Annotated in this window: 25 protein-coding genes and 1 pseudogene; 12 read left to right on the top strand and 14 right to left on the bottom strand. The window is 63.1% G+C overall.

What is annotated here, in order from left to right:
- The first annotated feature begins 96 nt into the window (after positions 1–96).
- Both UP10_RS44440 and UP10_RS19565 read left to right on the top strand, forming a co-directional pair.
- Positions 97–276, top strand: coding sequence for a hypothetical protein (locus UP10_RS44440; RefSeq protein ID WP_156180165.1), 180 nt, complete (start codon positions 97–99; stop codon positions 274–276).
- Between the two features lie 53 nt (positions 277–329).
- The gene (locus UP10_RS19565) at positions 330–557 is read left to right on the top strand and encodes a hypothetical protein (protein WP_044588932.1); all 228 of its coding nucleotides are present in this window, start codon (positions 330–332) and stop codon (positions 555–557) included.
- Between the two features lie 1,445 nt (positions 558–2,002).
- On the opposite strand, the gene UP10_RS19570 is transcribed toward UP10_RS19565, so the two are convergent.
- The 4 genes from UP10_RS19570 to UP10_RS19585 all read right to left on the bottom strand — a co-directional run bounded on the left by UP10_RS19570 (position 2,003) and on the right by UP10_RS19585 (position 4,616).
- On the bottom strand, positions 2,003–2,635 hold the full coding sequence (locus tag UP10_RS19570) for a class I SAM-dependent methyltransferase (RefSeq protein ID WP_044589009.1): 633 nt from the start codon (positions 2,633–2,635) through the stop codon (positions 2,003–2,005).
- Positions 2,636–2,768: 133 nt separating this feature from the next.
- The gene (locus tag UP10_RS19575; protein ID WP_044588933.1) at positions 2,769–3,362 is read right to left on the bottom strand and encodes a malonic semialdehyde reductase; all 594 of its coding nucleotides are present in this window, start codon (positions 3,360–3,362) and stop codon (positions 2,769–2,771) included.
- 80 nt (positions 3,363–3,442) lie between these two features.
- Positions 3,443–3,853 carry a nuclear transport factor 2 family protein gene (locus UP10_RS19580; RefSeq protein ID WP_044588934.1) on the bottom strand — a complete coding sequence of 137 codons (411 nt, stop codon included), beginning with the start codon at positions 3,851–3,853 and terminating at the stop codon, positions 3,443–3,445.
- 28 nt (positions 3,854–3,881) lie between these two features.
- Positions 3,882–4,616, bottom strand: a complete 735-nt coding sequence (locus UP10_RS19585; RefSeq protein WP_044588935.1) for an SDR family NAD(P)-dependent oxidoreductase — start codon at positions 4,614–4,616, stop codon at positions 3,882–3,884.
- 276 nt (positions 4,617–4,892) lie between these two features.
- On the opposite strand from UP10_RS19585, the gene UP10_RS19590 reads away from it, so the two are divergent.
- Positions 4,893–5,789 (top strand): LysR family transcriptional regulator, encoded by an 897-nt coding sequence (locus tag UP10_RS19590; RefSeq protein WP_044589010.1) that lies wholly within the window; start codon positions 4,893–4,895, stop codon positions 5,787–5,789.
- 450 nt (positions 5,790–6,239) lie between these two features.
- Here the strand turns inward: UP10_RS19590 and UP10_RS19595 are convergent.
- From UP10_RS19595 to UP10_RS19610, 4 genes and pseudogenes are all read right to left on the bottom strand, one after another.
- Positions 6,240–7,183: pseudogene (locus UP10_RS19595) on the bottom strand (IS110 family RNA-guided transposase); the annotation flags it as partial.
- Between the two features lie 24 nt (positions 7,184–7,207).
- Positions 7,208–9,046: a Vps62-related protein gene (locus UP10_RS19600; protein WP_044588936.1), complete on the bottom strand. Its 1,839-nt coding sequence runs from the start codon at positions 9,044–9,046 to the stop codon at positions 7,208–7,210.
- Between the two features lie 176 nt (positions 9,047–9,222).
- Positions 9,223–9,720 carry a peptide deformylase gene (locus UP10_RS19605; protein WP_044588937.1) on the bottom strand — a complete coding sequence of 166 codons (498 nt, stop codon included), beginning with the start codon at positions 9,718–9,720 and terminating at the stop codon, positions 9,223–9,225.
- A 53-nt stretch (positions 9,721–9,773) separates the two neighbouring features.
- Positions 9,774–10,646, bottom strand: a complete 873-nt coding sequence (locus UP10_RS19610) for a bifunctional helix-turn-helix transcriptional regulator/GNAT family N-acetyltransferase (RefSeq protein WP_044588938.1) — start codon at positions 10,644–10,646, stop codon at positions 9,774–9,776.
- Between the two features lie 126 nt (positions 10,647–10,772).
- On the opposite strand from UP10_RS19610, the gene UP10_RS19615 reads away from it, so the two are divergent.
- A complete protein-coding gene (locus UP10_RS19615; RefSeq protein WP_050043744.1) occupies positions 10,773–11,789 on the top strand; it encodes an alpha/beta hydrolase in 1,017 nt (338 codons plus the stop codon).
- Between the two features lie 67 nt (positions 11,790–11,856).
- On the opposite strand, the gene UP10_RS19620 is transcribed toward UP10_RS19615, so the two are convergent.
- The gene (locus tag UP10_RS19620; RefSeq protein WP_044588939.1) at positions 11,857–12,420 is read right to left on the bottom strand and encodes a TetR/AcrR family transcriptional regulator; all 564 of its coding nucleotides are present in this window, start codon (positions 12,418–12,420) and stop codon (positions 11,857–11,859) included.
- A gap of 112 nt (positions 12,421–12,532) precedes the next feature.
- On the opposite strand from UP10_RS19620, the gene UP10_RS19625 reads away from it, so the two are divergent.
- Positions 12,533–13,189 carry a glutathione S-transferase gene (locus UP10_RS19625; RefSeq protein ID WP_044588940.1) on the top strand — a complete coding sequence of 219 codons (657 nt, stop codon included), beginning with the start codon at positions 12,533–12,535 and terminating at the stop codon, positions 13,187–13,189.
- A gap of 174 nt (positions 13,190–13,363) precedes the next feature.
- Positions 13,364–14,620: a serine hydrolase domain-containing protein gene (locus tag UP10_RS19630; RefSeq protein WP_044588941.1), complete on the top strand. Its 1,257-nt coding sequence runs from the start codon at positions 13,364–13,366 to the stop codon at positions 14,618–14,620.
- Between the two features lie 16 nt (positions 14,621–14,636).
- Here UP10_RS19630 and UP10_RS19635 read toward each other — a convergent pair whose 3' ends face one another.
- Positions 14,637–15,572, bottom strand: coding sequence for a LysR family transcriptional regulator (locus UP10_RS19635; protein WP_044588942.1), 936 nt, complete (start codon positions 15,570–15,572; stop codon positions 14,637–14,639).
- Positions 15,573–15,651: 79 nt separating this feature from the next.
- On the opposite strand from UP10_RS19635, the gene UP10_RS19640 reads away from it, so the two are divergent.
- Both UP10_RS19640 and UP10_RS19645 read left to right on the top strand, forming a co-directional pair.
- Entirely contained in the window at positions 15,652–16,470 is an 819-nt protein-coding gene (locus UP10_RS19640) for a class I SAM-dependent methyltransferase (protein WP_044588943.1), read from the top strand.
- A gap of 23 nt (positions 16,471–16,493) precedes the next feature.
- Positions 16,494–17,015, top strand: a complete 522-nt coding sequence (locus UP10_RS19645) for a DUF8737 domain-containing protein (protein WP_044588944.1) — start codon at positions 16,494–16,496, stop codon at positions 17,013–17,015.
- On the opposite strand, the gene UP10_RS19650 is transcribed toward UP10_RS19645, so the two are convergent.
- The 3 genes from UP10_RS19650 to UP10_RS19660 all read right to left on the bottom strand — a co-directional run bounded on the left by UP10_RS19650 (position 17,005) and on the right by UP10_RS19660 (position 20,048).
- Positions 17,005–18,591, bottom strand: coding sequence for a tetratricopeptide repeat protein (locus UP10_RS19650; protein WP_050043745.1), 1,587 nt, complete (start codon positions 18,589–18,591; stop codon positions 17,005–17,007). The two genes, UP10_RS19645 and UP10_RS19650, sit on opposite strands and share 11 nt — an antisense overlap.
- A 96-nt stretch (positions 18,592–18,687) precedes the next feature.
- Positions 18,688–19,545: a DMT family transporter gene (locus tag UP10_RS19655; protein WP_044588945.1), complete on the bottom strand. Its 858-nt coding sequence runs from the start codon at positions 19,543–19,545 to the stop codon at positions 18,688–18,690.
- The gene (locus UP10_RS19660; RefSeq protein ID WP_044588946.1) at positions 19,542–20,048 is read right to left on the bottom strand and encodes a MarR family winged helix-turn-helix transcriptional regulator; all 507 of its coding nucleotides are present in this window, start codon (positions 20,046–20,048) and stop codon (positions 19,542–19,544) included. Before UP10_RS19660 ends, UP10_RS19655 begins: the two co-directional genes overlap by 4 nt.
- A gap of 209 nt (positions 20,049–20,257) precedes the next feature.
- On the opposite strand from UP10_RS19660, the gene UP10_RS19665 reads away from it, so the two are divergent.
- On the top strand, positions 20,258–21,058 hold the full coding sequence (locus UP10_RS19665; protein WP_044588947.1) for a DUF899 domain-containing protein: 801 nt from the start codon (positions 20,258–20,260) through the stop codon (positions 21,056–21,058).
- Positions 21,059–21,090: 32 nt separating this feature from the next.
- On the opposite strand, the gene UP10_RS19670 is transcribed toward UP10_RS19665, so the two are convergent.
- Entirely contained in the window at positions 21,091–21,990 is a 900-nt protein-coding gene (locus UP10_RS19670; protein WP_044588948.1) for a LysR family transcriptional regulator, read from the bottom strand.
- 106 nt (positions 21,991–22,096) lie between these two features.
- Between UP10_RS19670 and UP10_RS19675 the strand changes: the two genes are divergently transcribed.
- Genes UP10_RS19675 through UP10_RS19685 form a run of 3 tightly spaced genes read left to right on the top strand, consistent with a single transcriptional unit; the run spans position 22,097 to position 25,345 of the window.
- A complete protein-coding gene (locus tag UP10_RS19675) occupies positions 22,097–22,645 on the top strand; it encodes a GNAT family N-acetyltransferase (protein WP_044588949.1) in 549 nt (182 codons plus the stop codon).
- Entirely contained in the window at positions 22,642–23,820 is a 1,179-nt protein-coding gene (locus tag UP10_RS19680; RefSeq protein WP_044588950.1) for an MFS transporter, read from the top strand. Before UP10_RS19675 ends, UP10_RS19680 begins: the two co-directional genes overlap by 4 nt.
- A gap of 43 nt (positions 23,821–23,863) precedes the next feature.
- On the top strand, positions 23,864–25,345 hold the full coding sequence (locus UP10_RS19685; RefSeq protein WP_197086857.1) for a M20/M25/M40 family metallo-hydrolase: 1,482 nt from the start codon (positions 23,864–23,866) through the stop codon (positions 25,343–25,345).
- Positions 25,346–25,381: the final 36 nt, after the last annotated feature.

Here is a 25,381-nt window from a genome sequence, read left to right on the forward strand (position 1 = left end):
CTGTGACTCGCATCACAGTCTAAACAAACCGGCCGCGATATTCCTGCGACACCAGATGGGAGGGAATAATCCCTTCCTCGACAGCGGGAGACCCAAATGACTGAGCGCAGCAATCGAGAGCGTAAAGAGCTGGACGACCGTGAGTTGGACGCCGTGTTCGGTGGCTTCATCAATGATGGAGGTTGCATCGGCCCTTGGATTGTTGATGGAAAGATCACCACCCATCAGCCTGCCGGGCCGAACCCATGGCTGCCTGGTGGCATTTTTCACCGCTGAGAACCACACGTTTCAACATCTTCGCATACATAACCTGGATAGGAGCGATCACAATGCTGAACTTGGAACATGCCAAATCGGAAATCATCGAACTGAATGATTCGGAACTTGAAATGGTCGTCGGCGGCAACTGGCTCGGTGACGCATTCCGTGCCATCGGCGGCGCCATCAAAGACGCCGTCCTGTGGGTCGGCGGCCTGATCTTTGGCGGCTTGCAGGGCCCAGGCAATCAGCGCGGCCCGTTTGGTCCGGGGTCGGGACCGGGGCAGCCGCCTTTCTGAGTTGCTCGCGAATTGGAGGTCGCCTCAGTTGGCGGCCTCTTTCATTTTTGACCTAACTTCAGTCCGCTTCTGGCGGCAGACCGGTGATTTGGATGACCCGATGTGCGGTTGGGGGCCGGGCTCAATGCCGGCAAGCCGATAAGGTTGCCAATAGGTCATCTGCGTCCTTCTGGTCGGTGAGTTGGACAAAGTACGTCTCCGATCGTCTGAAAAGCTAACGCAGGTTCGAAAGGTGCCTGCACGAGAATGACTAGCCTTACTATCTGAAGAGGTCGCTGCAACGATGCGTGGCATCCAGTGGAGCAGGCTTGCTGTTGTGCGGAGGCGAAAAGCGATTGAGCGGGCAAGGCAATTGGAAGATAGAATTTTAGACGACCCGCATGCATGCAGGGTGTTAAAAATCCGATCGCTGGCGTCAACAGCAAGTGAGCCGCGCAATTTGCAGGCTTAGCCACGAAGAGTCATTAGAAATACGGTTTCGGGGAAGCCCTCTTCATCACATCCACCGCTGATGGCGCGATAGGCCCCGGCGTTCAGGCATCTCTGATGGGATAGAGCGACCAAGCCTTGTTGGAGACGAGCTGGTGCTCGTGCGGCGAGATGCATGTCCACTCTAAAGCACATTACCGACACGGGCAGGATAATCTGCCATACCAGACAAGGGCCAAAAGGCGACTTGCCGGGGAGGGCAGCTCTTGGCGCACAGCGGACATTCGGTTGACCGAGAACGCAATCCGTACGACCTTTCGGCTCGACGGCGCTATCGCGGTGGATACTCGTAATTCGAAGTTCGTGAGCGCGGCTTGACACATGTCAGCTATCCGGCGAAGTGCAGATTCAAACCGGACATTGTGTCGCGTTGTTCTGATTGGAATCGTTTGGTGACGGTACTTTGCAGACGGAGATCGAACACGGCGCCGGCCGCTTCGAAGTGCTACAATCGACCGAATGATGCCGATAGCTAGCGAAACCACAAAAATATTTTTGCGATGATTTTCCCTTTAAAATCAAAAGCGTAACTTTTTGGCGGAACCCATCGTTGGAATATGTTCGGCCGCAGGAAAAATTTCGGAGGAATTTCAATATGCTGTGCGTGATTTGAACAATCGAGTGGGAGCAGGGGTCGTAGAAACGGCGGCTACGGGGTGGAATTAGAATGCTTCAGCCGGGGCATGGGATGTTCACCCCTCACGCCGAAAGCGAACTGAGGGCTGGTTCCGGTTCGACCAGACATCGCCGAAGCAACTTGCGGCGCTTACGATCGCGAGGCTCTCCGACGCGGCTATCTGGTTGGAACTCGGTCCTCTCGGCCAGCCAGATAAGCTTCACCTTCCGACCAATCACAGGCAATTACGGTGCACTGAATAGCAATTAATAAGCCGCGCAGCGGTGGAAGCTAGTTAAGTGCAGCGCATTGTAATTCATGAAGTTGGCACCGGCACCTGTTAGGGCTTCACGAACCGATAGGCGAAGCGATCGGTCTCGCCCTTGATCGAGGGATCGAATACCTTGATCGAGTGCGGATCGTCCTTGTTCGCGAGCATGGTGCTTTCCGCGTCCAGTACGAAGCCGGCTGCCTCCACTTCCTCGCGAACGGATGCAGGCTCAATCCGATGCAGCGACGGGGCGTCGCTCGTGCCCACGCCTGCGGCGGCGGCGTGGTCTACGATGACGTAGAACCCACCGGGCTTGAGCCGCTCGTAGACGGCTCGATTGAACTGGGCCGCCGTCGCGCCCCTGGCCTGGATCAGCGCGGTGTGGAGATCGTGGTAGAACAAGTGCAGCCAAAGGACATCCGCTGATTGCGTGGCCACCGGCATCGCGACGAGGTCCGCCGAAACGGCGTCGACGTTCTTTCGGCCCGGCTCATTCGCGAGCGTCCGCATGCGGCCGACCGGATCGTTCTTGAAGTGAGCGACTTCGGCCGGCACGAAGCTGTAGACACGTCCTTCGGGTCCCACGACGTCGGAGAAGAGGCGGGTCCAGTCGCCGTCGCCTGGGTAAACGTCGATGATGGTGGAGCCCGCATCTACGCGTGCGAACCGGATCAACTCGGATAGCTTGGATTGATCGTACATCGGGATTTCCTTTGCGGTTGGGCATTCGACGAGCGCACGGGGTTCGAGGCGGCGATCCACGGGTCATTCACCTTCGACCCGAACCGGTGGCGCAGACGGCTGGCGCTTTCACTGTTCGCTCCGAAGCCTGGACTTAGGCCCAGCGGCCGGCCTCCTCAAAACTAAGGCGAGGATTGCGCGGGAAAACGGAAGCCGGATCGCCGTGCCCAATGCTGCAGATGAAGTTCGACCGAACCCGCGTGCCTGAGAAGAACGCCTTATCCACGCCGGCGTTGTCGAAGCCGGACATGGGCCCGCAGTCCAGTCCCAACGCCCGGGCAGCGACGATGAGGTAAGCGCCCTGTAGCGTTCCGTTTCGCATTGCTGTCACCTCGGCCACGTCTGGTGCCGCAAAGTATCTCTGCATGACCTCGGCAGCGTGAGGCAAAAGCTTTGGCAGTTCGCCAGCGAAATCCAAATCGTGGCCGATAATGACCGTGACAGGAGCCTTCAGAATCTTCGGCTTATTCGGTTCCGCAGCAAGCCCGGCGAGCCGTGCCTTTCCATCGGGGCTACGCACCCAGACAAACCGCGCGGGGCTGCTGTTCGCAGATGTCGGGCCCCATTTCAGGAGGTCATAGATCTCGCGTACCAGATCGTCCTCTACAGGACGATCTGCCCATCCGTTGGGGGTGCGAGCGGAGCGAAAGATCTGATCAAGCGACTGATCATTTAAAGCGGAAGTCATAGGTGGGAGCCTTTTCAGGAAATGGATGATGGTCGGCACAACATCGTGTCATGCCACCACGATGCACACGTCGAACTTGACTAGGTCCTTGCGTCGATCTGCGAGGCCCGCGCCAGTTCTTGAGTGTCGATGTACTCCTGGATGCGGGTGACTTTGCCGTCTCGAACGGTTATGTCGAAGACCCACTCGTCCTTGAACGGCCTATTCGTGGCTTTGATTTTTCCCGTTGCGACGCCGACGACCATAACCCGGTCTCCCTGCGCCACGAATTCGGGGGGCTTCGGGTATTGCGTTTCGACCTCTTCGGACGCCTTCTTGAGCACAGCCGCCAACTCCGCGTGCCCGCGGTGCGTGCCTGCCAGCGGCCAGCCTTCGCCCGGAATGATCCACTCGATATCTTCGGCAGCCAACGCCAGCAGATCGCGCGCGTTGCTGCCGCCCATGGCTGCAAAGAAATTCTTCACAAGCTTGACATTCTCTTCGGTGCTCATCGTATCGCTCCGTTTTCGCTCGGCGCTTTCAGATGGCCGAGAATCCGCCGTCGACGGACAACTCCACCCCGTTCACGAAGCTCGAATCGTCTGAAGCGAGAAACAGCGCGGCTGCCGCAACTTCCTCGGGACGACCCATCTTTCCCCGCGGGATCAGGGATTCGAACATCTGCTTCGCTTCCTCGGTGAGAACCTGGTCCTGCATCGGTGTGGCGATCGGCCCTGGGTGCAGCACGTTCACCCGGATATTCCTGCCCTTGAGTTCGTTGAGCCACCCGCGTGCGAATGCGTGCAGCGCCGCCTTGCTCGCCGCATACACGCTGTAACCAGGAAAACCTTTGATCGAAGCAACTGACCCGGTCATGAAGATCGATCCGCCGTCGTTGAACAGCGGCAACGCCTTCTGGACCGTAAACAGCGTGCCGCGCGTATTCAGGCCGAATGTCGCATCGAAATGCTGCTCGGTAATCTCGCCGAGTGGGACGGCTTCGCCGATGCCGGCGCTCGCGTACAGGACGTCGATCCTGCCCTTTTCCCGCTTGACCGTGTCGAACAGACGGTCGAGGTCGTCAAGATTGGCCGCGTCGCCGCGCACGCCGGTCACGTTCCGGCCAATCAGCCTGACGGCCTCGTCGAGCGCCTCCTGCCTCCGGCCCGTGATGAAGACGTAGGCGCCTTCTTCAACAAACCGCCTGGCGCTCGCCAGCGCCATGCCGCTCGATCCACCCGTGATGACTGCAATCTTACCGTCTAGCTTTCCCATGACTTTTCCTTTTCAGACTTCGTCTTTGGCTCGTCCGGGGAGGTCCCCGACAACCTGGAAATGGGGCCGCCGGCGTCAGGCGTTGAGTGCGGAAGCGCGCACATCGGTGGTGCGAAATCGATCCGGCTGGACGACTGATGCCAGTCGCGACGATGGGGGGCCGCCATTCAGGATTGGGCCGCGCTCGTCGACATAGGCTATGATGACCGCCTGTACCGCTGTTCGATGTGCTAGATTCGGGCTTTGGAGGCGCACCGCGTGGTGCCGGATTGCACCATGATCGACTGGGATGACGTTCGCTACTTTCTTGCCGTCGCGCGCGGAGGCTCGGTACGGGCTGCCGCCGAGCGCCTCGGCGTGAACCACTCGACCGTGCTGCGACGCATCGCCCAGCTCGAGGAACGCCTCGGGGTGCACATGTTCGAAAAGCTGCCCTCGGGCTACCGCCTGACGGCTGCGGGCGAGGAGATCCTCGAGTTCGCGGACCAGATGGAAGCGTCGTCGCACCTGCTGGAGACGCGCGTCTTCGGCCGCGACCAGAGCGTGCGCGGGCTTCTGCGGGTGACGCTGGCGCCGCCCCTCGTGACACACCTGCTGATGCCGGACTTCGCCGATTTCGCGCGTCTGCATCCGGACATCGAGATGGAAATCCTGTCGTTTGGCGAGCTGGCAAATCTGACCAACCGAGAGGCCGACGTCGCGATCCGCGTCGTCTACGACCGCAAAACCCTGCCGCTCAATCTTCACGGCCTGAAGGGACCGGAGTTGTTCGGAGGCGTCTACATGTCCCGCGATCGACTAGCCGCGTGGCGTGCGGGCGCGCCTGATCCCATCCGGTGGATCGTCATCAGCATTCATGGAATCCCGGACTGGGCCAGCGAGGGTGAGGTTCGCACCACGGGGGTTCCATTCAGGACCACGGACGCCGAGGCGCAGATCGCTGCAGTACGGCAAGGGCTCGGGATCACGACACTGCCGTGCTTCGTCGGAGATGCCGACCCGCTGCTGGTGAGGGTGCCGGGTACAAACCTGCACATGTACGGAACGCTCTGGCTTCTCACGCAGGGCGAGACCCGCAAGACGAAGCGCGTGCGGCTCTTCACCGAGTTCGTATCCCGCAGGCTCGCCACGTACGCGCCGCTTCTCGCCGGGCTGTCCGTATCGCGCGACTGATGCGCGACAGGGCGCCGGCGACGCTTGCCGTAATCGCCCGGGGCGAGGGTGCTTGCACGATTTCGGAATAATGGAAGAATACCGCTGAGTTGCCCGACGTGTCAAGTGGCCGTGTCGAACGCCGGCGCCGCCGGCTACTTTGCATGGGGTTGTTTTCGATATTTTGGCGGTCGCGCTGCTCATGCGGGCTTCTGTAACGGGCCTCGATGAGTCAATCCCTTTTTGCGTTATCCACTCGCCGGGGACTTACTTCTGTACGGGATCGGCGCAAGGCCGTCGCCTGATGGAGTTCGTGGAGGATGGGCCGGCCAATCTACGAAAGCGTGATCACATCTTGGATGTGTCGACATCCCGCATGACGGCCTGACCCGATCCATCGTCCCGGCGAAGGGACTTCGCTTCGGGAAGGCTGGTGTCGTGACCCGCCCGAAGACCTGTTTCGTCTCCCTGTTAAGCTGCAGCAGCAGCGGGGTTGAATGGTGTTCCGTTGGCGAGCATGCGGTGCAGGATCACCGCGAGTTTGCGCGCCAGTGCGACCTTCGCCTTGTTCATGCCGGCTCGCTTGGCGATCCGCATAGCCCAGCCTTTGAGTTCCGAGCAGCCCTTGGTCGGCTTGGTCAGCATGACGTGAGCGGCCTGGTAGAGCGCCTCGCGCACCGATGCGTCACCGATCTTGCTAATCCGCCCGGAGCGGTCGGTTTCTCCAGATTGATGCTTCTTCGGTGTCAGCCCAAAGTGCGACCCTGCCTGTTTGGACGATTTGAACCGCGCCGGATCGTCGATCGCTGCAGCATAGGTGAGCGCCACGATGGACCCACCGCCGGGGTCGACATCAGCAGCCTGGTTCTTGCATTCAAACGCGCCATCGCACGCACTCGCCTCTCAAAGGCATTGAACTCGCGTTGCAGGATGGCACGCACCGAGAGCAGCGCCTCTCCGATCGCCTCCAGATTCGGATGGCCATCTACCAGCTCCTGGACTCGTCCGGCAAAGCTGCGTGCGGTGGTTTTGCCAACCTTCAGCCCGAAGCCGCGCAAGATCCCGCGCAAGCTGTTCTCGACATCGAGAAGCTTGGTCTGGATCAGCTTGCGAGCCGTCAGGACGGCGCGTACTTCCTGCGCATCCATCGACTTGCAGTGCACCGGCCGGAACCAGCCCAGCCGTATCAGTTGCGCGATCCCGCGCGCGTCGTTGCGGTCCGACTTCACCGGCATCGCCTTGAACGCATCACGCACGTGGCGGGTCTCCAGCAGTTCCACCGCCAACCCCGCTTCCCGCATTGCCGCATAAAGCCATTGCGACAGCGGGCCAGCTTCCAGCCCGATCCGCTCCAGGTCGAAACCAAGCGAGCCGAACCAGCCGATCAGCGCCTCAGGCTCGCTGGCCACCTTCGCTAAGCCGCCCTACAGACTGCGCGTCTATGTCGGCGTCGGCGGGAATATCACTGACCCGTCCGACCACTTCGCGCCGTCCGACGAGAAATTGAGTGTGATCTGGTTCGAAGAGTTGATGCAGCCCAGCCACAGCGTGTCGTTGAACACGGTCAGGGTCGGGGCCGCCTGGCTGGTCAAGCCCGCGAACTGCGTACTGGCGGGCCAGGACAGACCGTCGGTGGAGGAGGTGACCCGCACCTCGTTGTCGCCGTCGATGAACGCCAGCCAGAGCTTGCTGTTGAAGACCGCCAGCGCCGGCGCATACGCGCTGGCGACTTTGTACACGAGCGAATTGCTGCTCCAAGTCTCGCCGTCGCGCGATGAGCACACCAGCACCTGATTGCTGGAGTTGTTGGCAATGAACGCGACCCACAGGCTGGCGTTGAACGCGGCCAGCGCGGGGCCCGTCATGGTGGTCTGTCCGGTCACCTGCTTGTCGTCGCTCCAGCTCTTGCCGTCCTGCGACGAACAGATCAGGAGCCTGTCGCTCGGGTCGTTGGCGATGAACGCCAGCCACAATTTGCCGTTGAATTCTGCCAGAGCGGGCCGGGCCGGGCTGGTCTGGCCGGCATTCGAATCGTCCGTCCAGGTCTGGCCGTCCGTCGACTGGCAGGTGAGGATCCGGTGATCGCTGTCGTTGGAGATGAACGCCAGGCACAGGGCGCCATTGAATGGGGCCAGGCACAGCGCCGCGCTGCCGGTCTGGCTGTGAACCGAAGCGGCCGCGGTCCAATCCTCCCCGTCGTCGGAGGAGACAGCGACAATCTGGTCGCTGCTGGCGTTGACGACGTAGACCAGCGACAGCTGGTTGTCTTCGTCGTTCTGCTCGAACGGCGCCAGCGCCGGCGCGAACTTGCTCGACAGCGGCGGGTTGAGCGGCAGCGCGTTCTGCCATAGGCCCTTGGTGGGAGGATTGGTCGGCGCGTCCTTCGTGCTCGGATAGAGAGCGGCGACGAGGGCGCCGGCGGTCAGCGGCATTGCCGCGATCATCACGAGAGCCGGTATGAACGGAATCATGACCGGCACGGTCTTTGCCACCAATATGATGGCGTCCACGATCTGACCAGCGCTTGCTGTCGTGGACAAAGGCTGGCCCCATGTGCCCAGGAAGTTGAGCCAGCCCGGGTCGGGCGGCTGGTCCGTAAAGTATTGCGTGGCATTGTTGGCGACGATGACGAACGAGGCCGAGTAGTCCACCACCTTGCCGCCGCCGTCGGCGTAGTCGACCGGGCCAAACGTGATCAGCTTCCAGTCGAAGGCCCTGATCCAGAACGGGCCGCCCGGAGTGGGGCGGTTCGCGTGCGACCCTCTCGACACATACACATTGGGCTGCGTGCCGGTGAAGCTCATCTCACCCGGAAGGCACCACTGCTCGGTGGAATGCTGCGAGAAGCAGACCGCGACCGCCTGTAGGTTGCTGTTGACCCGAATGGTTACGCACTCCCAGTCGCCCCAATGATTGGACTGCGGCAGGTCCATCTCGCCCGAGAAGCCGAGCAGCGGTTCGGCCCGCAGCGTCTCCGTGCCGTTGAAGTTGTAGAAAAGCCAATACTGGATATCGACCAGATCTGCCTGGCCCTGCACGGCCTGAACGTGGACATAGGCCGTCGCGTGACCCAGATTGCCGCCCTGGAACGTGCTGGGGACGGTGCTAGGCACCGACAGGAAATCGTTCGGGCCGAATGTCGATATGTCAGTCCATTTCCAGCCCGGCGGAAGATACTGCCCGTTATAGACCTGATATCCGACCTGCGACGTGAAGTCGGTCGTCGCGGCCGGAAAAACCACTTCCTGCGAATCCAGGAATGCCTTCGGCGCGAACATTTTGACGAGTGTTGTGAGAGCGCCCCAAGCCATTTTGTCATTCCCCAATGATACAACTTATAATTGCATTATAAACGATAGCATCTGTAGGATAATTCGCAACTACAAGTATCATTGACGTATGGCGCGCGCGATAAATTGACCGTGATGACTTTGTCTTCAATCCGAGATTTATCCTAACTCCGCGACAGCTTCTCAAACCTCTTGACCAGCCGCTCGCGTTTCAGCCGGGACAGCCGCTTGATCCAGAACATACCGTTCAGCTGATCGATCTCATGTTGATGACAGACCGCGCGCAGTCCGCTCGATTCTTCGGTTCGAGCATTGCCCTCGACGTCGTGATAGCTGATCCGGACCCGCGCATGTCGCTCGATGTCGTCGTTGACGCCGGGCATCGAGATGCTGCCCTCCTGATGCATGATCATCTCGGACGAGGTCCAGATGATTTCAGGATTGACATAGGTCCGCGCGCCAGCGACGGGGTCGAGGTCGAGCACCACCACCCGCAAGGAGACGCCGATATGCGGCGCGGTGATGCCAATGCCGGGTGCGGCGTGCAGGGTCTCCAGCAAATCGCGCGCGAGCTCGCGCAGCGCGTTGTCGAACACGGTCACGGGTTGCGCCGGGAGCGCGAGCCTTGGATCGGGATAGCGGACGATCGGGCGGATGGTCATGGGAATCGTCTTAGGCCAGCGCATGGCGCCGGACAACACGCGCAGCGCGCCACTCAGAGCCGCTTTTCGAAAAACAAATCAGGGTAGGGGTCGTCGTTGAAGCGCTGGATCTCGGTCCAGCCGCTGTTGCGGTAGAGTTGACCTGCTTCCGCCAGCGCGCTGTTGGTGTCGAGCCGCAACACCGCGATACCGAGTTCGCGCGCGGCGCGCTCGGCCGCGTCCATCAGGCGCCGGCCGAGGCCGAGGCCACGCGCGGCTGGCGCGACCCAGAGCCGCTTGATCTCCGCCTGCTCAGCCCCGCTGCCTTTCAGCCCGACGCAGCCGAGCGGCAGGCCGTCCGACATCGCCACGATGAATGTGCCGAGCGGGCGCACCATGTCCTTGGCGTCGGGGTCGCGCGACAGCTTGACGTCAAACCCCTGTTTGAAGCGTCGCGCGAGCTCGGCGTAGTACGCAGACAGGCAGTAGCGCGCCTCGTCGCTGCGCGGGTCCGTGTCATGCAAGGCTGTGCCGTCGTGCCGGAGCACGGACGCGATCATGTCCATCGCCGCCAGCAAGGCCTCGCGTTGCGGGTGGTGGGCGAGGAAATCCTCGGCCTGGCGATTGGAGATCGCTTCATAGGCGTTAAACTCGCGCCGGCCGGCTGGCGTCAGCCTGATGGTGCGACGGCGCGCGTCGTCCTTGTGCGCCGTCGTCTCGATCAACCCTTCGTCTTCGAGGCTGCGCAACAGACGGCTCATCAGGCCGGAATCGAGGCCGAGATAATCTCTGATGCCGCTCACATCCGAGCGTCCATGCCCGATCGCGTTGAGCACGCGCGCCGCCCCGAGCGGCCGGCCGCGCCCGAGAAACGAGGTGTCGAGCGCGCCGACGGCTGAGGTCACGGCACGGTTGAAGCGGCGGACGCGGGAAACAGGGTCGAGCATATATCTGACTTTAGTCAGATATCATGCCGTCGTCAATTGGCCGCTAGCCCATCGAAAATTGACTGCGTCGGCGCGCGGCATAACAATGCCGCTTACAAGAAGAATCAATATCGGGGAGGGCACTTCATGCGCACGATCGCCATCGCACTGGCCGCAACGATCACGGCGGCGACGCCTGCCGCGGCTGAGTATCTGGTCAAGGAGGTCGGCAGCTTTCATGTCGGCGGACACACCGAGACGCTGAACGGACTGCCCTCGAAGGAGATCGTGTTCTCGCCCGGCGCGCCGCCGATCAAGGTCGATCCGAACGGCGAGTTCGAGGTCGAGCAGATGTATGTCCAGTTCGTCAAGCAGGCCAACCCGAAGTCGAAGCTGCCGCTGCTGCTGTGGCATGGCGGCGGCCTCTCTGGAGTCACCTGGGAGACCAAGCCCGACGGCAAGCCTGGCTGGCAGCAATTCTTCCTCAATGCCGGCTATGACGTCTACGTCTCCGACGCGGTCGAGCGCGGCCGCGCCTCCTGGGCGCGCTATCCGGAGATTTTCAAGAGCGAGCCGTTCTTCCGGCCCAAGAAGGAGGCCTGGGAGCTGTTCCGGATCGGGCCTGCTTACGAGGTCGGCGGCAAGCGCGAGGCGTTCGAGGGTGAGCAATTCCCGATCGAGGCGTTCGACCAGTTCGCCAAACAGGGCATTCCGCGCTGGGCCACCAACGACGCTGCCACGCAAAAAGCCTATGACGCGCTGGTGCAGAAGATCTGCCCGTGCATCATCATCGTGCACAGCCAGGGCGGCAATTTCGGCTTCACGGCGGCGCTCAATGCGCCCGACAAGGTGAAGGCGCTGATCGCGCTCGAGCCATCGGGCGCGCCGGATCCGACCAAGGCCGATGCGGCGAGGCTGAAGGACGTGCCGCATCTGATCGTGTGGGGCGATTTCCTCGACCGGGTCCCGGTGTGGTCGAAACTCGTGGTCAATCCCACCAAATGGAGCCAGGCGATCACCGCCGCCGGCGGCAAGGTCGATACATTCGAGCTGCCCAAGATGGGCATCAAGGGCAACACCCACATGATGATGATGGACCGCAACTCTGATGATATCGCGAAGCTGGTGAGTGACTGGATCGCAAAGCAGGGGCTGGTGAACTAGGCGTCCAAGCGCGGCAGCGATCCGCAGGAACGGCCGGCGCCGATTGTTGCGGCGCCTATTTCAAGGTCTACGCCGGCAGCAGACCTGCTGCGCGATAGCCCTCGATCAATGTGTCATAGAGCGAAATATCCGAGTGGCTCCTCGCCATGAGCTGCGCGCCCGCGATCGCCGCGAAGATGGCGCGGGCCCGCTGTTCGCTTTTCCGGGGGGAAACCACGGCCGCGGCCGATAGCAGCTTGCTCAGCCACGCCACGTTGACGTCGGCAAAGGTCTCGACCTCCTGCTTCACCGCGTCCGGCAGGTCGTCATATTCGGCCGCCATGAAGCTGCAGAGGCACATGCGATTGCCGTTCGCGAGCGCTTTGCGAAACACCTCCGGATATTGGCGCAGGCAACGGACCGGATCCGGGGTTTTGGCCAGCAGGGACTCGAGATCAGCCGCCGTGTCCTCCCAATAGCGCCTCGCCACGGCCGCGCCGAGATCGGCCTTGCTCGGGAAATGATGGTAGATGCTCGCGGCCTTGATGCCGACCTCGTCGGCGAGATCGCGGAAATTCAGGCCGCTATAGCCATGCGCCTGCGCGGTCCGTTTGGCGGCCGCCAGGATGGCTTCCTTGGAGCTTGAACTCATTTCTTAGCCTCACCGTCTCGTTACCTACCAAGTGATAGATAGGCGTTGACGGGGTGAATTTGAAGGGCCTATATGAAGTCTACCAAGTGATAGGTAGAGAAAGGCCAATAAGATGAAGATTCACGACTGGGCCACCGGTCCATATCCGGCGCGCATCCGGATTGCTCTGGCCGAGAAGGGCCTGCAGTCGCGCGTCCAGTTCGTGTCGGTCAATCTCTATAAAGGCGAGCACAAGAAGCCTGCGTTCCTTGCCAAGAACTACTCAGGCACGCTGCCGGTGCTCGAACTCGACGACGGTACGTTCATCGGCGAATGCACCGCCATCACCGAATATCTTGATGCGCTCGACGGCGCGCCCGTACTCACCGGCAGGACACCGCGCGAGAAGGGCGTGATCCACATGATGAGCAAGCGCGCCGAGCTGGAGCTGCTCGACGCCGTCAGTGTTTATTTCCACCATGCAACGCCCGGGCTTGGACCCGACGTCGAGATTTATCAGAACGCCGAGTGGGGCTTCCGTCAGCGCGACAAGGCCATCAGGGGCATGCACTACTTCGATGGCATTCTGCAAAGACAGCCGTTCGTTGCCGGTGAGGTGTTCTCGATGGCCGACATCACGGTGATCGGCGGCTTGATCTTTGCGGGACTCGTGAAGCTGCCGGTGCCGGCGGAGTGCGAGGCTCTGCAAGCCTGGTACGCAAGAATGCAGGAGCGTCCCAGCGTGAAGAACCGCATAACGATGTCAGAGGCGAGCATGGCGTCGGCTTGAAATCGTCGTCCGTTATTGAGCTGTTCTGCTGTCATCGCCCGATCGAGCCAGGCGATGACACCGAGGGGCATAGGCAAGCGCGTGCGGCGACGGGCACCCCGGCGCAAACGCGGGATGTCCGTCTTGCGGCCCCATGATACGACCTCCGCATCGTCCCCTCTGGAGCCCGCCTTGATGTCCGATGCCGTCCCGAGCCAATCGCCCGCAACCGCAGCTGAGACCGATCCGCAAACGCTTGGCTGGATGAAGGGCTTTCCGCCGCCGCCGGACCGCACCATCACATTTCAGAACGGGTCGTTTCGTAGCTTCCCTGAGTTGCGCTGGGCCTGGAGCAATGTGCGGCAATTGGTGCCGACCGTGAATGTCTGGCGCGGGGTAGGGCCGGCGTCGGCGCTGCCACGGGCGGAGCGCGATATCGGCGCATCGGCGTCGATCGCGATGGACGGACGTCCGATGACGTTCGCGCGCATGCTCGAGGAAACATATACTGACGGCATCGCCGTGCTGCATCGGGGCAAATTGATCTACGAGCGCTATTACGGTGCGCTGAAGCCGCACAAGCCGCATATCGCGATGTCCGTGACGAAATCGTTCACCGGCACGCTGGCCGGCATTCTCGTCACCGAAGGCAAGATCGATCCGCAGGCCCCTGTGACCGACTATGTGCCGGAGCTGAAGGCAAGCGCATTCGGTGACGCGCGCGTGCACGAGGTCATGGATATGACCACCGGCCTCGAATACACGGAAGTTTATACCGACAAAAATTCCGCCGTGTGGGGGCTGCGGCGCGCCAACGGCATGGCGCCGATCGAGCCGGGCTATGACGGCCCGACCGCGATCTTCGATTTCCTCTGTGCCCAGAAGAAGCAGGGCGAGCACGGCAAGGCTTTTTCTTACAAGACCGTCAACACCGACGTGCTGGCCTGGATCTGCCGGCGCGCCAGCGGCATGACGCTGTCGGATCTGCTCTCCGAACGGATCTGGACGCCGATGGGAGCCGAGGAGGACGCGCATTATCACGTCGACCGCATCGGGACCGAGAGCGGTGGCGGCGGCCTGTCGACGACCTTGCGCGATCTGGCGCGCTTCGGCGAGACGATGCGCAATCACGGCCGCTTCAACGGCCGTCAGATCGTGCCGGCGTCGGTGGTCGAGGACATCGCGCGCGGCGGCGACCCCGAAAAATTCAAGCCGGCCGGCTACACCACATTGCCCGGTGCCTCCTACCGGAACCAGTGGTGGGTGACGCACAATGCGCACGGCGCCTACATGGCGCGCGGCGTTCACGGCCAGGGCATCTATATCGATCCCAAGGCGGAGATGGTGATCGCACGCTATGCCTCGCACCCGTCAGCCGGCAACGCCGCCAACGACCCGGTGACACTGCCGGCCTACATGGCGCTGGCGAAGGAGCTGATCGCGGGAGCGTGAGTGTCGGCGGGCCGCATCAACGCGTTTTCTGACTTCGGGCTTTGCCCGAGCGGCTCTTCACGTGATCGATGAAGGCGCGCAGTTTCGGCGTCATGTGATGGCGGCTGGGATAGTAGAGAAACACGCCCGGCGCCATCACTGCGAACGGCTCCAGGACCTGCACGAGCTTGCCGGCTTTCACCAGCCCGGCCGCGATCGGCCGAGGCGCTTGCGCAAGCCCCATGTCTTCCACCGCCGCGCCAACGATGGTCGGAAAATCGTGGGCGACGAGTGGTCCCGAGACGATCGCCTCGATCGGCTTGTTGCCGCTGACAAAGGACCAGGGTGCGATTGACCCGTCGGTGCGGCGAATCCGCAAGCAGGCATGCTGGCGCAGATCGTCGATACGCTCGGGCTTTCCCCGCCGGCGCAGGTAGTCGGGACTGCCGACGACCACGAAGGGGAAGGGTGGCGAGAGCGGGAGCGCAACCATGTCCGCGGCGATGAACTGGCCCATCCGGACGCCGGCATCGAAGCCTCCGGCCGCAAGGTCGACCAATTCCTCGTTCGCGGAGATCTCGACCTCGACCTCGGGATAGGCCCGGCAGAAGGATGCGATCAGCGGCTCCAGCAGGATCGGCACCACCGACCGTGGTACCGTAAGGCGTAACAGTCCGGCTGGCCGCTGTCCAAGGTCACGCGCGACCGCGCTTGCCGCGACAAGCTCTTCGAAAGCGGGCTTTGCGCGCGCGCGAAACCGCTCGCCGGCTTCACTGAGGCCGACACTGCGCGTCGTGCGGATGAAGAGTGCTGCGCCGACGCGCGCCTCAAGTGTGCGGACCGCCTGGCTGATCGCCGACGGCGTTACCCCGAGTTCCGCGGCTGCTTTACGAAAGCTGCGGTGCTGGGCCACGCTCAGGAACGCCTCGACGCCGTCGAGCGCGCCCTGCCTGACTGTGAAGTTCTGCTTCATAACCCGATGACATTATCGCGGATAGTCGATCGCGGGAAGCGGGCGTATATCAGCAGCCGACAGCCGGGAGGAACCTACGATGACCAATGTCCTTGATAGCGTGCGCGACCACTATCGCGCGACTGGCCTGACCGAGCGGCTGAAGGCGGCGCTCATGGCGCTCGGCCCGGAGGATCAGCGGCTCACGCCCGAGCAATTGGGCGCCCTCGACCAGTTTCACACCCGGGGGCTCGTGGCGACCGCAGAGCTTGCCAAATTGGCCGGGATCACTGCCGACAACTCGGTTCTGGATGTAGGCTCGGGCGTCGGCGGACCGGCGCGCTTTCTGGCTGCGGCGTATGGCTGCCGGGTGACCGGTGTCGACCTGAGCGATGCCTTTGTGGATGCCGCGCGCTATCTGACCGAGCGCACGGGGCTGAGCGCGCAGGTGTCGTTCCAGACTGCGAGTGCGCTGGAGCTTCCGTTCGACGACGGCCGCTTCGACGTCGCATTGCTGCAGCATGTGGCGATGAACATCTCCGACCGGGCGCGGCTCTACCGCGAGATCCATCGTGTGCTGAAATCCGGCGGCAGATTTGCGACCTACGACGTCGTATTGAACGGCGGCGAGCCGCACTATCCGGTCCCCTGGGCGCGAACGCCGGCGACGAGCTTTCTTCTCACCGCCGCGGCGACGCGCGAGGCGATCGAAGCGGCTGGCTTTCACGCGCTTGTATGGCGAGACGATTCGGAGGCGGCCAAGGCCTGGATCGCCCAGTTGCGCGCCTCCGGGCCGCCGCCGTCGCCAAATCTCGGCGTGGTGATGGGACCGGACTTCGCTCAGCTGTCCGCGAACTTGGGCCGAAACCTCATAGAAGGCCGGCTCGGCATTCTGACCGCAGTGCTCGAGGCCGCCTGAAACAATCCGCGATAGGAGTTCTCATGTTTCCGCAAATCCTGTTCCAGACCCATCTCGTGCTCGGATATGTCGCCTGGCTGCTTTGCTTTGGCGCGTATATCTGGCCCCGGCTCAAGACGATGGACCATTTCGACGCCCAACGTGCGATCGCGACGCTGCACAGCTTCCGCTTCTTCGGGCTGGTCTTCATGCTTCCCGGTGTCGTCGGGCCCAACCTGCCGGCCAGCTTCGCAGCTCCCGCCGCCTATTGGGACTTCACAACGGGCGTGCTGGCCATGCTGGCGCTGCTGTCGGTCAGGATCCGTCCGCTGTTCTGGCTGTTCGTCGTTGCCTTCAATCTCGTCGGGTTTGTCGACTTGCTCTTCAATTATTACCACGCGGTCCAGGTCGACCTGCCTGCGAAGGCCGGGGAATTGGGCGCCGTCTATGCGATCCCGATCCTCATCGTGCCGCTGCTGATGATCACGCACGTCGCCGCGTTCTATTTCCTGCTGCGTCGTCAGCCCAACGCGACTCAGGCTTTCGGCGGTGGCGTCACCGCATGAGCGGATGCAGTTCGTCGCGCAGGCGAGCGATCACGCTGTCCCAGTCGCCAAAGGCCGGCTGGCGGAGCAGTTTGGCTGTCGGATACCAGGGCGTATCGGTGCGATCGCGCATCCAGCGGAAATCTGCGGCATGGGGCAGCAGGATCATGACCGGCTTGCCCAGCGCCCCGGCCAAATGCGCGACCGCGGTGTCGACCGTAATGACGACATCGAGCAGCGAGATGATGGCCGCCGTGTCGGCGAAATCGCTGATATCGTCGCCGAGGTGAAGCAGGTTCGGCAGGTCGCCGAGGACGTCGCGGTCAGCATCGCGCATTTCGCTTTGCAAGCTGATGCATTGCAGGGCCGGAGTCTCGAACAGCGACGCCAGCCGTGCGAGCGGAATCGAACGGTTGGCGTCGTTGTTGTGGGTCGACGATCCCGACCAGACAAAACCGGCGCGCGGCCGGCCCGGCGGCAAACGGTTTCGCCAATGCTCCAGTCGCTCCGTGGGCGCCGCGAGATACGGAACGGACGCCGGAATGGTCTCGACCTCAGTCTTGAACGCAAGCGGAAGGCTGAGCAGGGGGCAGTGCAGGTCGACTACGGGACGCGGCGCGCCGGCAGCGATCACGCTAACGCCTTCGAGCTGCGACAGCAGCGGCTGCAACCCGGCCTGAACTTCGCAGATCACGTTGGCGCCGCGGTGCGCCAGCAGCGGTGCATAGCGGATGAACTGGATTGAATCGCCAAAACCCTGTTCGGCGTGCAGCAGAATGGTCTTGCCGTCGACCGGCTCGTGTCCCAACCATAACGGCGCCGAAAACTCCCGGTGCTGCCCGGCAAATGCCGCCGTCTTCCAGCGCCATTCATACGCGCTCCAGCCGGCGTCGAAATCACCCAGCGTCAAATGCGCCATCGCGGCTTCGAAATGCGCTTCGGCGAACTCGGGCGAGGCGGCCAGCGCCGCCTTGAAATCCACCAGCGCCTCGACCGGCCGGTCGAGCCGGCGCAGGGTATGACCGCGGTTGGTCAGGATCTGCGGATGACCGGGCATCGCCGCCTGTGCGGCGTCGTAGCTCGCAAGCGCCTGGACCGGCTCGTTCAACCTCAGGAGCGCATTGCCGCGATTGACCCGCGCGCCGACGTGATGGGGCTGGCTTGCGAGCGCGGCCTCAAAGCTCGACGCCGCCTCGGCGAAGCGGCGGAGCTTCAGGCAGGAATTGCCGAGATTGTAGAGAATCTCCGGATGTTCCGGCGCTAATTGCAGTGCGCTGCGAAAATGCGAGATCGCCTGGTCAAAATGTCCGGCGGTGTGAAGCGCGAGCCCCAAATTCGACATCGCATCTGACGACGCGGGATTGGACTTCAGCGCGGCTGCGAGAAAGCGCAGCGCCTCCACCATGTGCCGGCGCTCGAAATTGAGCAGTCCGAGCAGATGAAGCGCATCGAAATCATCCGGCCGGTGTTCGAGAATCCCGGAGCAGAATCTCTCAGCCTTGTCGAAATCGCCCTGCTGAAACGCGCCATAGGCCTTCCGCTGCAGGCGCGACAGGTTCGGTATCTCCCGAGAGGTGTTTTTCGAATTTGCCGGCAAATGACCGTGTTCCGGGAGCAAACCAAGGCGATCCGAAAGCGACCAGACTCGAATCAGCTGATGTCTGGAAAGTTAGCATTTTCTCGGCGTCTCGCGTCACTGCGACAGCACCAGCACGTTGCCGAGCAGGATCGCGGACGCGCCGGCGAGGACGGGCCAGCCCAGCGCGAGATGCTCGAACAGCGCCGACAGCACGAGGGCGACAAGCGGCACCAGTGCGAGCGTGTAGGCGGCGCGGCCGGGGCCGAGCCGGCGGACCAGCTCGAAATAGAGCATGAAGGTGATGCAGGATGCCGCGATTGCGAGATAGAGGAAGCTCACGAGATACGGCACCGACGCGTCGGCCGCGAAGCTTGCGCCTGTCGCCATAGCCCAGAGCGCGCTCGCCGCAGCACCTACCAGCGCTCCCCATCCGAGCACGGCGACGACGGGCAGCCCCGCGCGCTGATTGCGCGCACCGATCGTCGTGCCGGTGCCGGTCGCGACCGCTGCAACGAGCGCCCATGCGAAACCGGCAAGCGGCGCTGCTCCCGTCGCCGTGGCGCCAGGAACGAAGATAATGGCCAGCCCGAGGATGCCGCAGAGCGCGCCCCACACGAAGCTGGTGGAGATCGGGGCGCCAAGCGCCGCGCGTGCGATCAGGGCGGCGAACAGCGACGATGTCGACAGCACGAGCGCCGCAAGGCCACTCGGCATCCGCGCGGTCGCTTCATAGAAGGCGATGAAGGCGATGGAAAAGAACAGCAGGCCCTGCAAGGCCACCGCCGGCCGGTCTCGTGCGGGGATCGCAAGCGGCATGCCGCGAAGCCGTCCGTAGCCAAGCAGGATGAGACCCGCAAGGGCCATGCGCAGCGCCACCGACCAGGGCGCCGGGGTCACGCCGGCCTGCATCGCGGTTGCCAGCGCGCCGCCGCCCCAGAGCATCGCGGTCAGCGCAAACAGAAGGAGCGTCATGAGGCAGCGGTGCTGTCGAGGAGCGAGCGCCAACCGCCGGTGTCGATGCGCGCGCTTTCGGATTCGAGCTTGTGCAAGGCGGAGTTGAACGTCACGCGCTCGGCCCCGGTCAGGCGTGCCAGCAGTCGCGCCTCGATCGCGCTGCCAAGTGCGGCGATCCGGTTGAAGGCGGTCCTGCCGCTTCTTGTGATGCTGACGGAAGCGAAGCGCCGATCGGTCTTGCCCGGCCGCCGCACTGCAAAGCCGAGTTCGACGAGCTGGCCGATGCCGCGGCTGACCGCGAACGGATCCAGCGCGCAGGCGCGGCCGATCTCGGAGGCATTGGCGCCGTCGCGTTCGGCGATCACGGCGAGGATGCGCCAGCCGGCCTGGCTCAATCCGAAGGTCTCGCTGTAGAAGCCTTCGAGCGGGCGCGCGACCTGGGCTGCGACGAGGAACAGGCGGTACGGCAGCCAGGCGCTGAGCTTCAAATCGTCGTCGGGGGCAGGTGCGGGTTGTCGCATATCGGGAGGCTGACATATATAATTGCAGTATGCAAGTATATTGCAAGGAAGTGCCGCGACGAGCGGCGCGCGGAAATCCCGACACACTTGTCACTCCCACCATCCGTCGCCGCTGCGCCAGATTGGGCCATGAGCAACGACAAGCGACGGGCGGCGGTGGAATAGCACGTCAGTCCCGGAGTTTTGTCCCATTCGGAGGTTGAACCATCATGAGCAAATCACCCGAGAACAACGGCAGCGCCGGACAGGCCGCGATGCCCACACCGCCGATCGTTTCGCGAGAGGCCTGGGAGGCGGCGCGGCTGGAAATGTTGGTGAGGGAGAAGGCGCAGATGCGGGCGCGCGATGCGCTTGCCTCCGAGCGGCGGCGGATGCCGTGGATGGCGGTCGACAAAGCGTATGTCTTCGAAGGACCGAACGGCAAGGTCAGCCTGCTCGACCTGTTCGAGGGCCGCCGGCAATTGATCGTCTATCGCGCCTTCTTCGAGCCCGGCGTGTTCGGCTGGCCCGATCATGCCTGCCGCGGCTGCTCGCTCGGCGCCGATCAAGTCAGTCATCTGTCGCATCTGAATCAGCGTGACACCACGCTGGTCTACGCCTCGCGCGCGCCGCAGGCCGACATCATCAGGCTCAAGGCGCGGATGGACTGGGTGATGCCCTGGTACACGATCACGGACGGCTTTGACGCGGACTTCGGTGTCGGCGAATGGCACGGCCACAACGTGTTTGTCCGCGACGGCAATCGGATCTTCCGCACCTATCTCGTCAACAGCCGCGGCGACGAGGCGATGGGGACCATCTGGAGCTATCTCGATATCACGCCGCTCGGCCGTCAGGAGGTCTGGGAGGACTCGCCCAAGGGCTATCCGCAGAGCCCGCCCTACAAATGGTGGAACTGGCACGACAATTACGACGCCGAGGCCACGACTAACGCAAAATGGGACCAAGTGACGGATGCCGGCGTGAAAGCGTTCCGCGAGATCGCCGCCGAAGAGCGCAAGTCCACGTAGCGGCGAAGGAGGGGGGACGCGCAGCGTCCTCCCTAACGGCCGTCGTCCTTCGCTGCGATCGCCTTCAGCGCGGACAGGGTCTTGCGCAGTCCGCGATCGAGCCGCTTGTCGCGGCGGATCACGACGGCGAGCCGGCGGTAGAGTTTTGGCGACAGCGACCGCACGGCCAGGTCGCGTTGCTTGCTTTTCCCCGGGACGGCCATGCCCGGCAGGATGGCGCAGCCGAGCCCGGCGCGCACCATCTCCTTGATCGCCTCGACGCTGCCGAGCGACATCAAGGGCTTTAGCGAGACGCCGCCGCGGGCCAGCCATTCGTCGGCGGTGCGCCGCGTGTTTCCGCCGGGTTCGAACAGAACGATCGGCCTGGTCGCCAGCACCGCCGGCGTGATCCGCGCCGGCAACAGCATGTCGTGCGGCGCGATCAGGACGAACTCGTCATTCATGACAGGCGTAATCTCGAAGCTGCGTCCGGACACCGGCAGCGTCACGAGCCCGATGTCGATCGTATTGTCCTCGACCGCCTTGGCGATGTCAGCCGTGTTGCCCGTGGTGACCGTGATCTCGAGCGAGGGAAGCGCGGTCCGCAACTCTCTCAGGATCGGCGGCAGCAGGAAAATGCATGCGGTCGCACCAGTCCCCAGTCGCACGCGCCCCGCGGTGCCCGTCGTCTGCTGCGCAACGGCATCGACCGCCGATGCGACGGCGGCGCTGATCTGCTGCGCATGGTCCAGCAGCGCGGTGCCGGCGGCGGTGGGCCGCGCTTTTCGTCCGACGCGTTCGATCAAGGTCGCATTGAGGCTTCGTTCGAGCTGGCGCACCTGCAGGCTTACCGCCGGCTGCGTGAGCTGCAGCCGTTCGGCGGCTGCGGAGAAGCTGCCGCTTTCGATCACGACACGGAAGCTATCGAGGTAGTCGAGGTTGAGGTTCTTCATCAAAGCATCTCTTATGCTTTGTATAAAATATCAAAGCTTCACTTATATAACGTGATCCGGCATGCTCAGGCAATGCTAACGGCTTCGGCCGGATCGGGAGCAGGCAATGAACGAGATCGTGATCCGCGACGCGACAGCGGCCGTCATGGCTGATGTGCAGCGCATCTACGCCCACCACGTGTTGACGGGACTGGCAACCTTCGAAGAGGTGCCGCCGACGTTGGGCGAGATGCTTGGGCGACGCGACGCCGTGTTGGCGGCGGGGTTGCCATATCTGGTGGCCGAGGTCGACGGGCGCGTGGCCGGCTACGCCTACGCGACAGCGTATCGGCCCCGGCCGGCCTATCGCCACACGATCGAGGACTCGGTCTACGTGTCGGAGGCGCTGCGCGGCCGCCGCATCGGTGCGGCCTTGCTCCAGGCGCTGATCGCGCGCGCCGAAGCGGGACCCTGGCGGCAGATGCTGGCGGTGATCGGTAACAGCGGCAACGCCGGATCGATCGCGTTGCACCGGCGCATGGGCTTCGAACCTGTTGGGACGCTGAGATCCGTCGGCTTCAAGCTCGGGCAATGGGTCGACACCGTGTTGATGCAGCGCTCGCTTGGTCCGGGCGACGCGGCGCTTCCGTCGGCGCTCGAGGAACCGCGCAATTGATCGCACGCCGGGTCGTCGTCGCCCTCGGGCTCGGCCAATTGATATCCTGGGGCGCCACCTACTATTTGATCGGCGGCTTCGGCGAGCAGATCGGCGCGGACCTCGGCTGGAGCCGCGATATCGTCTATGGCGGCTTTGCCGTAGCGCTGCTGGTGATGGGGGTGGCGTCCCCGCTGGTGGGCCGGTTGGTCGATCGCCGTGGCGGCCGGGACGTCATGGCCGCCGGCGCATTGGTGAATGCCATTGGATGCGCCGGTCTTGCGGTCTCGCATCAGGTCGCGACGTATTACGCTTTCTGGATCGTCCTTGGCCTCGGCATGCGGCTGACGCTGTACGATGCCGCCTTTGCGGCGTTGGCGCGGATCGGCGGACCGGAGGCGCGTCGCGCCATGTCCGGGATCACGTTGCTCGGCGGATTAGCCGCCACCGTGTTCTGGCCGCTCGGCCACATCCTCTCGGAGCACTTCGGCTGGCGCACAGCGTTGCTCGTTTACGCCGGGTGTGCCCTCCTGACGATCCCGCTTCATCTGTTGATTCCGACCCAACGGTATGCCGGACCATCGAGCCATGCTGCGGCCGCACCACGGCAGCCGCTCGCCGTCAGCCAGCGGCAGGTCGCGCTCGGAGGCGGTCTCTATGCCGTGATCATGACCGGGGCCAATTTCCTCAACGCCGGTATGTCCGCCCACATGATCGCAGTGCTCACCGGATTGGGGCTCACTGCGTCGGTGGCTGTATGGATCGCGACCTTACGAGGAATCGGGCAGTCCGCAGCCCGTCTCTGCGAGATTCTGTTCGGCAGGCGGGTCGATCCGCTCGCACTCAACCTGATGGCCTGCCTGATCATGCCGCTGTCCTTCATCGCCGGGCTGTTCAGCGGCGGCTCGACGGAGATGGGAGTAGCCTTCGCGTTGCTGTATGGCGCCTGCAACGGCATCCTGACCATCACCAGGGGAACGTTGCCCCTGATCCTGTTCGACCATCGCAGCTACGGGACGCTGGTGGGCCGGCTGATCGTTCCAAGCTTCATTCTGCCCGCGGCGGCGCCACTGCTTTACGCCATCGTCATTGACCGATCGGGCAATGCGGGGGCGCTGTATCTATCGATCGGCCTCGCTATGATGACGCTGCTCGCGGCCGTCATGCTGAAGGTGTTGTTTCCGAGAGCGCCCTGAGGCCATTATACCCCTGCTGATGTACCGCATGGGGAACAAGAATATGAAACGCCTGATCAAAGGTCGTCTCGCCGCGCTGGTGTTTGCCGCAGGCCTGCTTTGCACCGGAACCAGATACTCGCTCGCTGAATCTGCCGCGCCTCCGCAATCGCAGGGCGACAAGACCGTCGCATTGCTCAAGAAACTGATCGCCTTCGACACGTCGAACGGGCCGGGAGATACGCGGGCGCTCGCCGAATATCTGAAGTCGCAGTTCGAGCCGCTCGGCGCCGAAGTCGAGATCTTCGTCGCTCCGAATGGCAAGGCCGCGCATTTCATCGCGCGGCTCCGCGGCGATGGCTCCAAGAAGCCGGTTCTGCTGGCCGCGCATGCCGACGTCGTTCCGGTCGAGCGGGAGAAGTGGACGGTGGAACCGTTCGCCGGCGTCGAGAAGGATGGTTTCGTCTACGGCCGAGGCGCGATGGATTTCAAGGGCGGGCTCGCCGTGTTCGCACGCGCGGTGATGCGGCTCGCGGAGGAGAAGACGCCGCTGGCGCGCGACGTGATCTTCATGGCCGAGGCCGACGAGGAGCAGGGGCAGTACAGCACGGTGTGGCTGGCCAGGAATCACTGGGACAAGATCGATGCGGAGTTCGCGCTCAACGAAGGCGGCTATGTCCTGCAAGGGCGCGACGGCACCGTGCGGCAGATCAACGTCACGACGGCAGACAAACTCTCCGCCACTTTCGCGCTGAAGGCCACCGGCCGCTCGGGCCACTCCTCGCGCCCGTTCCCGCCGGGCGAGATGGCCAACGATCGCCTGATCGCGGCGTTGGCGAAGCTGGCCGCGCATGATCCGGCGGTCAAGCTCGTGCCGGCGACGGAAGCCTATTTTAGGGCGTTGCTCCCGATCAGCTCGGAACAGACGGTGTCCGACATCAAGCAGCTTTTGAACGCGAAAGATCAGACCGATCTTGAAGCGGCGGGAAAGAAGCTCGTCGCCGACAATCCCAAGGACGGCCTCCTGCTGCACGCACTGCTCCGCGACACCATGGTCATCACCATGATCGAGGCCGGCATCAAGCCCAACGTCATTCCCGGCGACGCCAAGGCGATCGTGAACACACGGCTGCTTCCGGGAACGACGGCCGATCAGATGATTGCGGAAATCAAGGCCGCGATTGGCGATCCCGACATCGAGGTCAGCCTCGTGACGCCGCTAACGCAGCAGGAAGCCAGGGACATCTATCTGAAGCGCACCAACGCTCCGCCGTCGCCGGTTGACACCGCGCTTTACGCGGCGCTCGACCGCAATGCCAAGCTGATGTGGAAAGACGCCGTGCTGGTGCCCACGCTGTTCGAGGCCGGCACCGACGCCATGGCCTGGCGCGAGCACAACGTTCCCGTCTATGGCATCTACCCTTACCCGCTCGACGACGACATTCTGAGCCGGATGCATGGCAATGACGAAAGGATCGGGGTCGAAGCCATCAAGCAGGGGTCAGAGTGGATCTACAACACGCTGCGTGAGGTCGCGAAGAAGTAAATCGTCGTGCCGACGATGGAGTTGCCCCCAAGACGT

It is taken from the genome of Bradyrhizobium sp. LTSPM299 (assembly GCF_000938235.1).
Classification (GTDB): Bacteria; Pseudomonadota; Alphaproteobacteria; order Rhizobiales; family Xanthobacteraceae; genus Bradyrhizobium.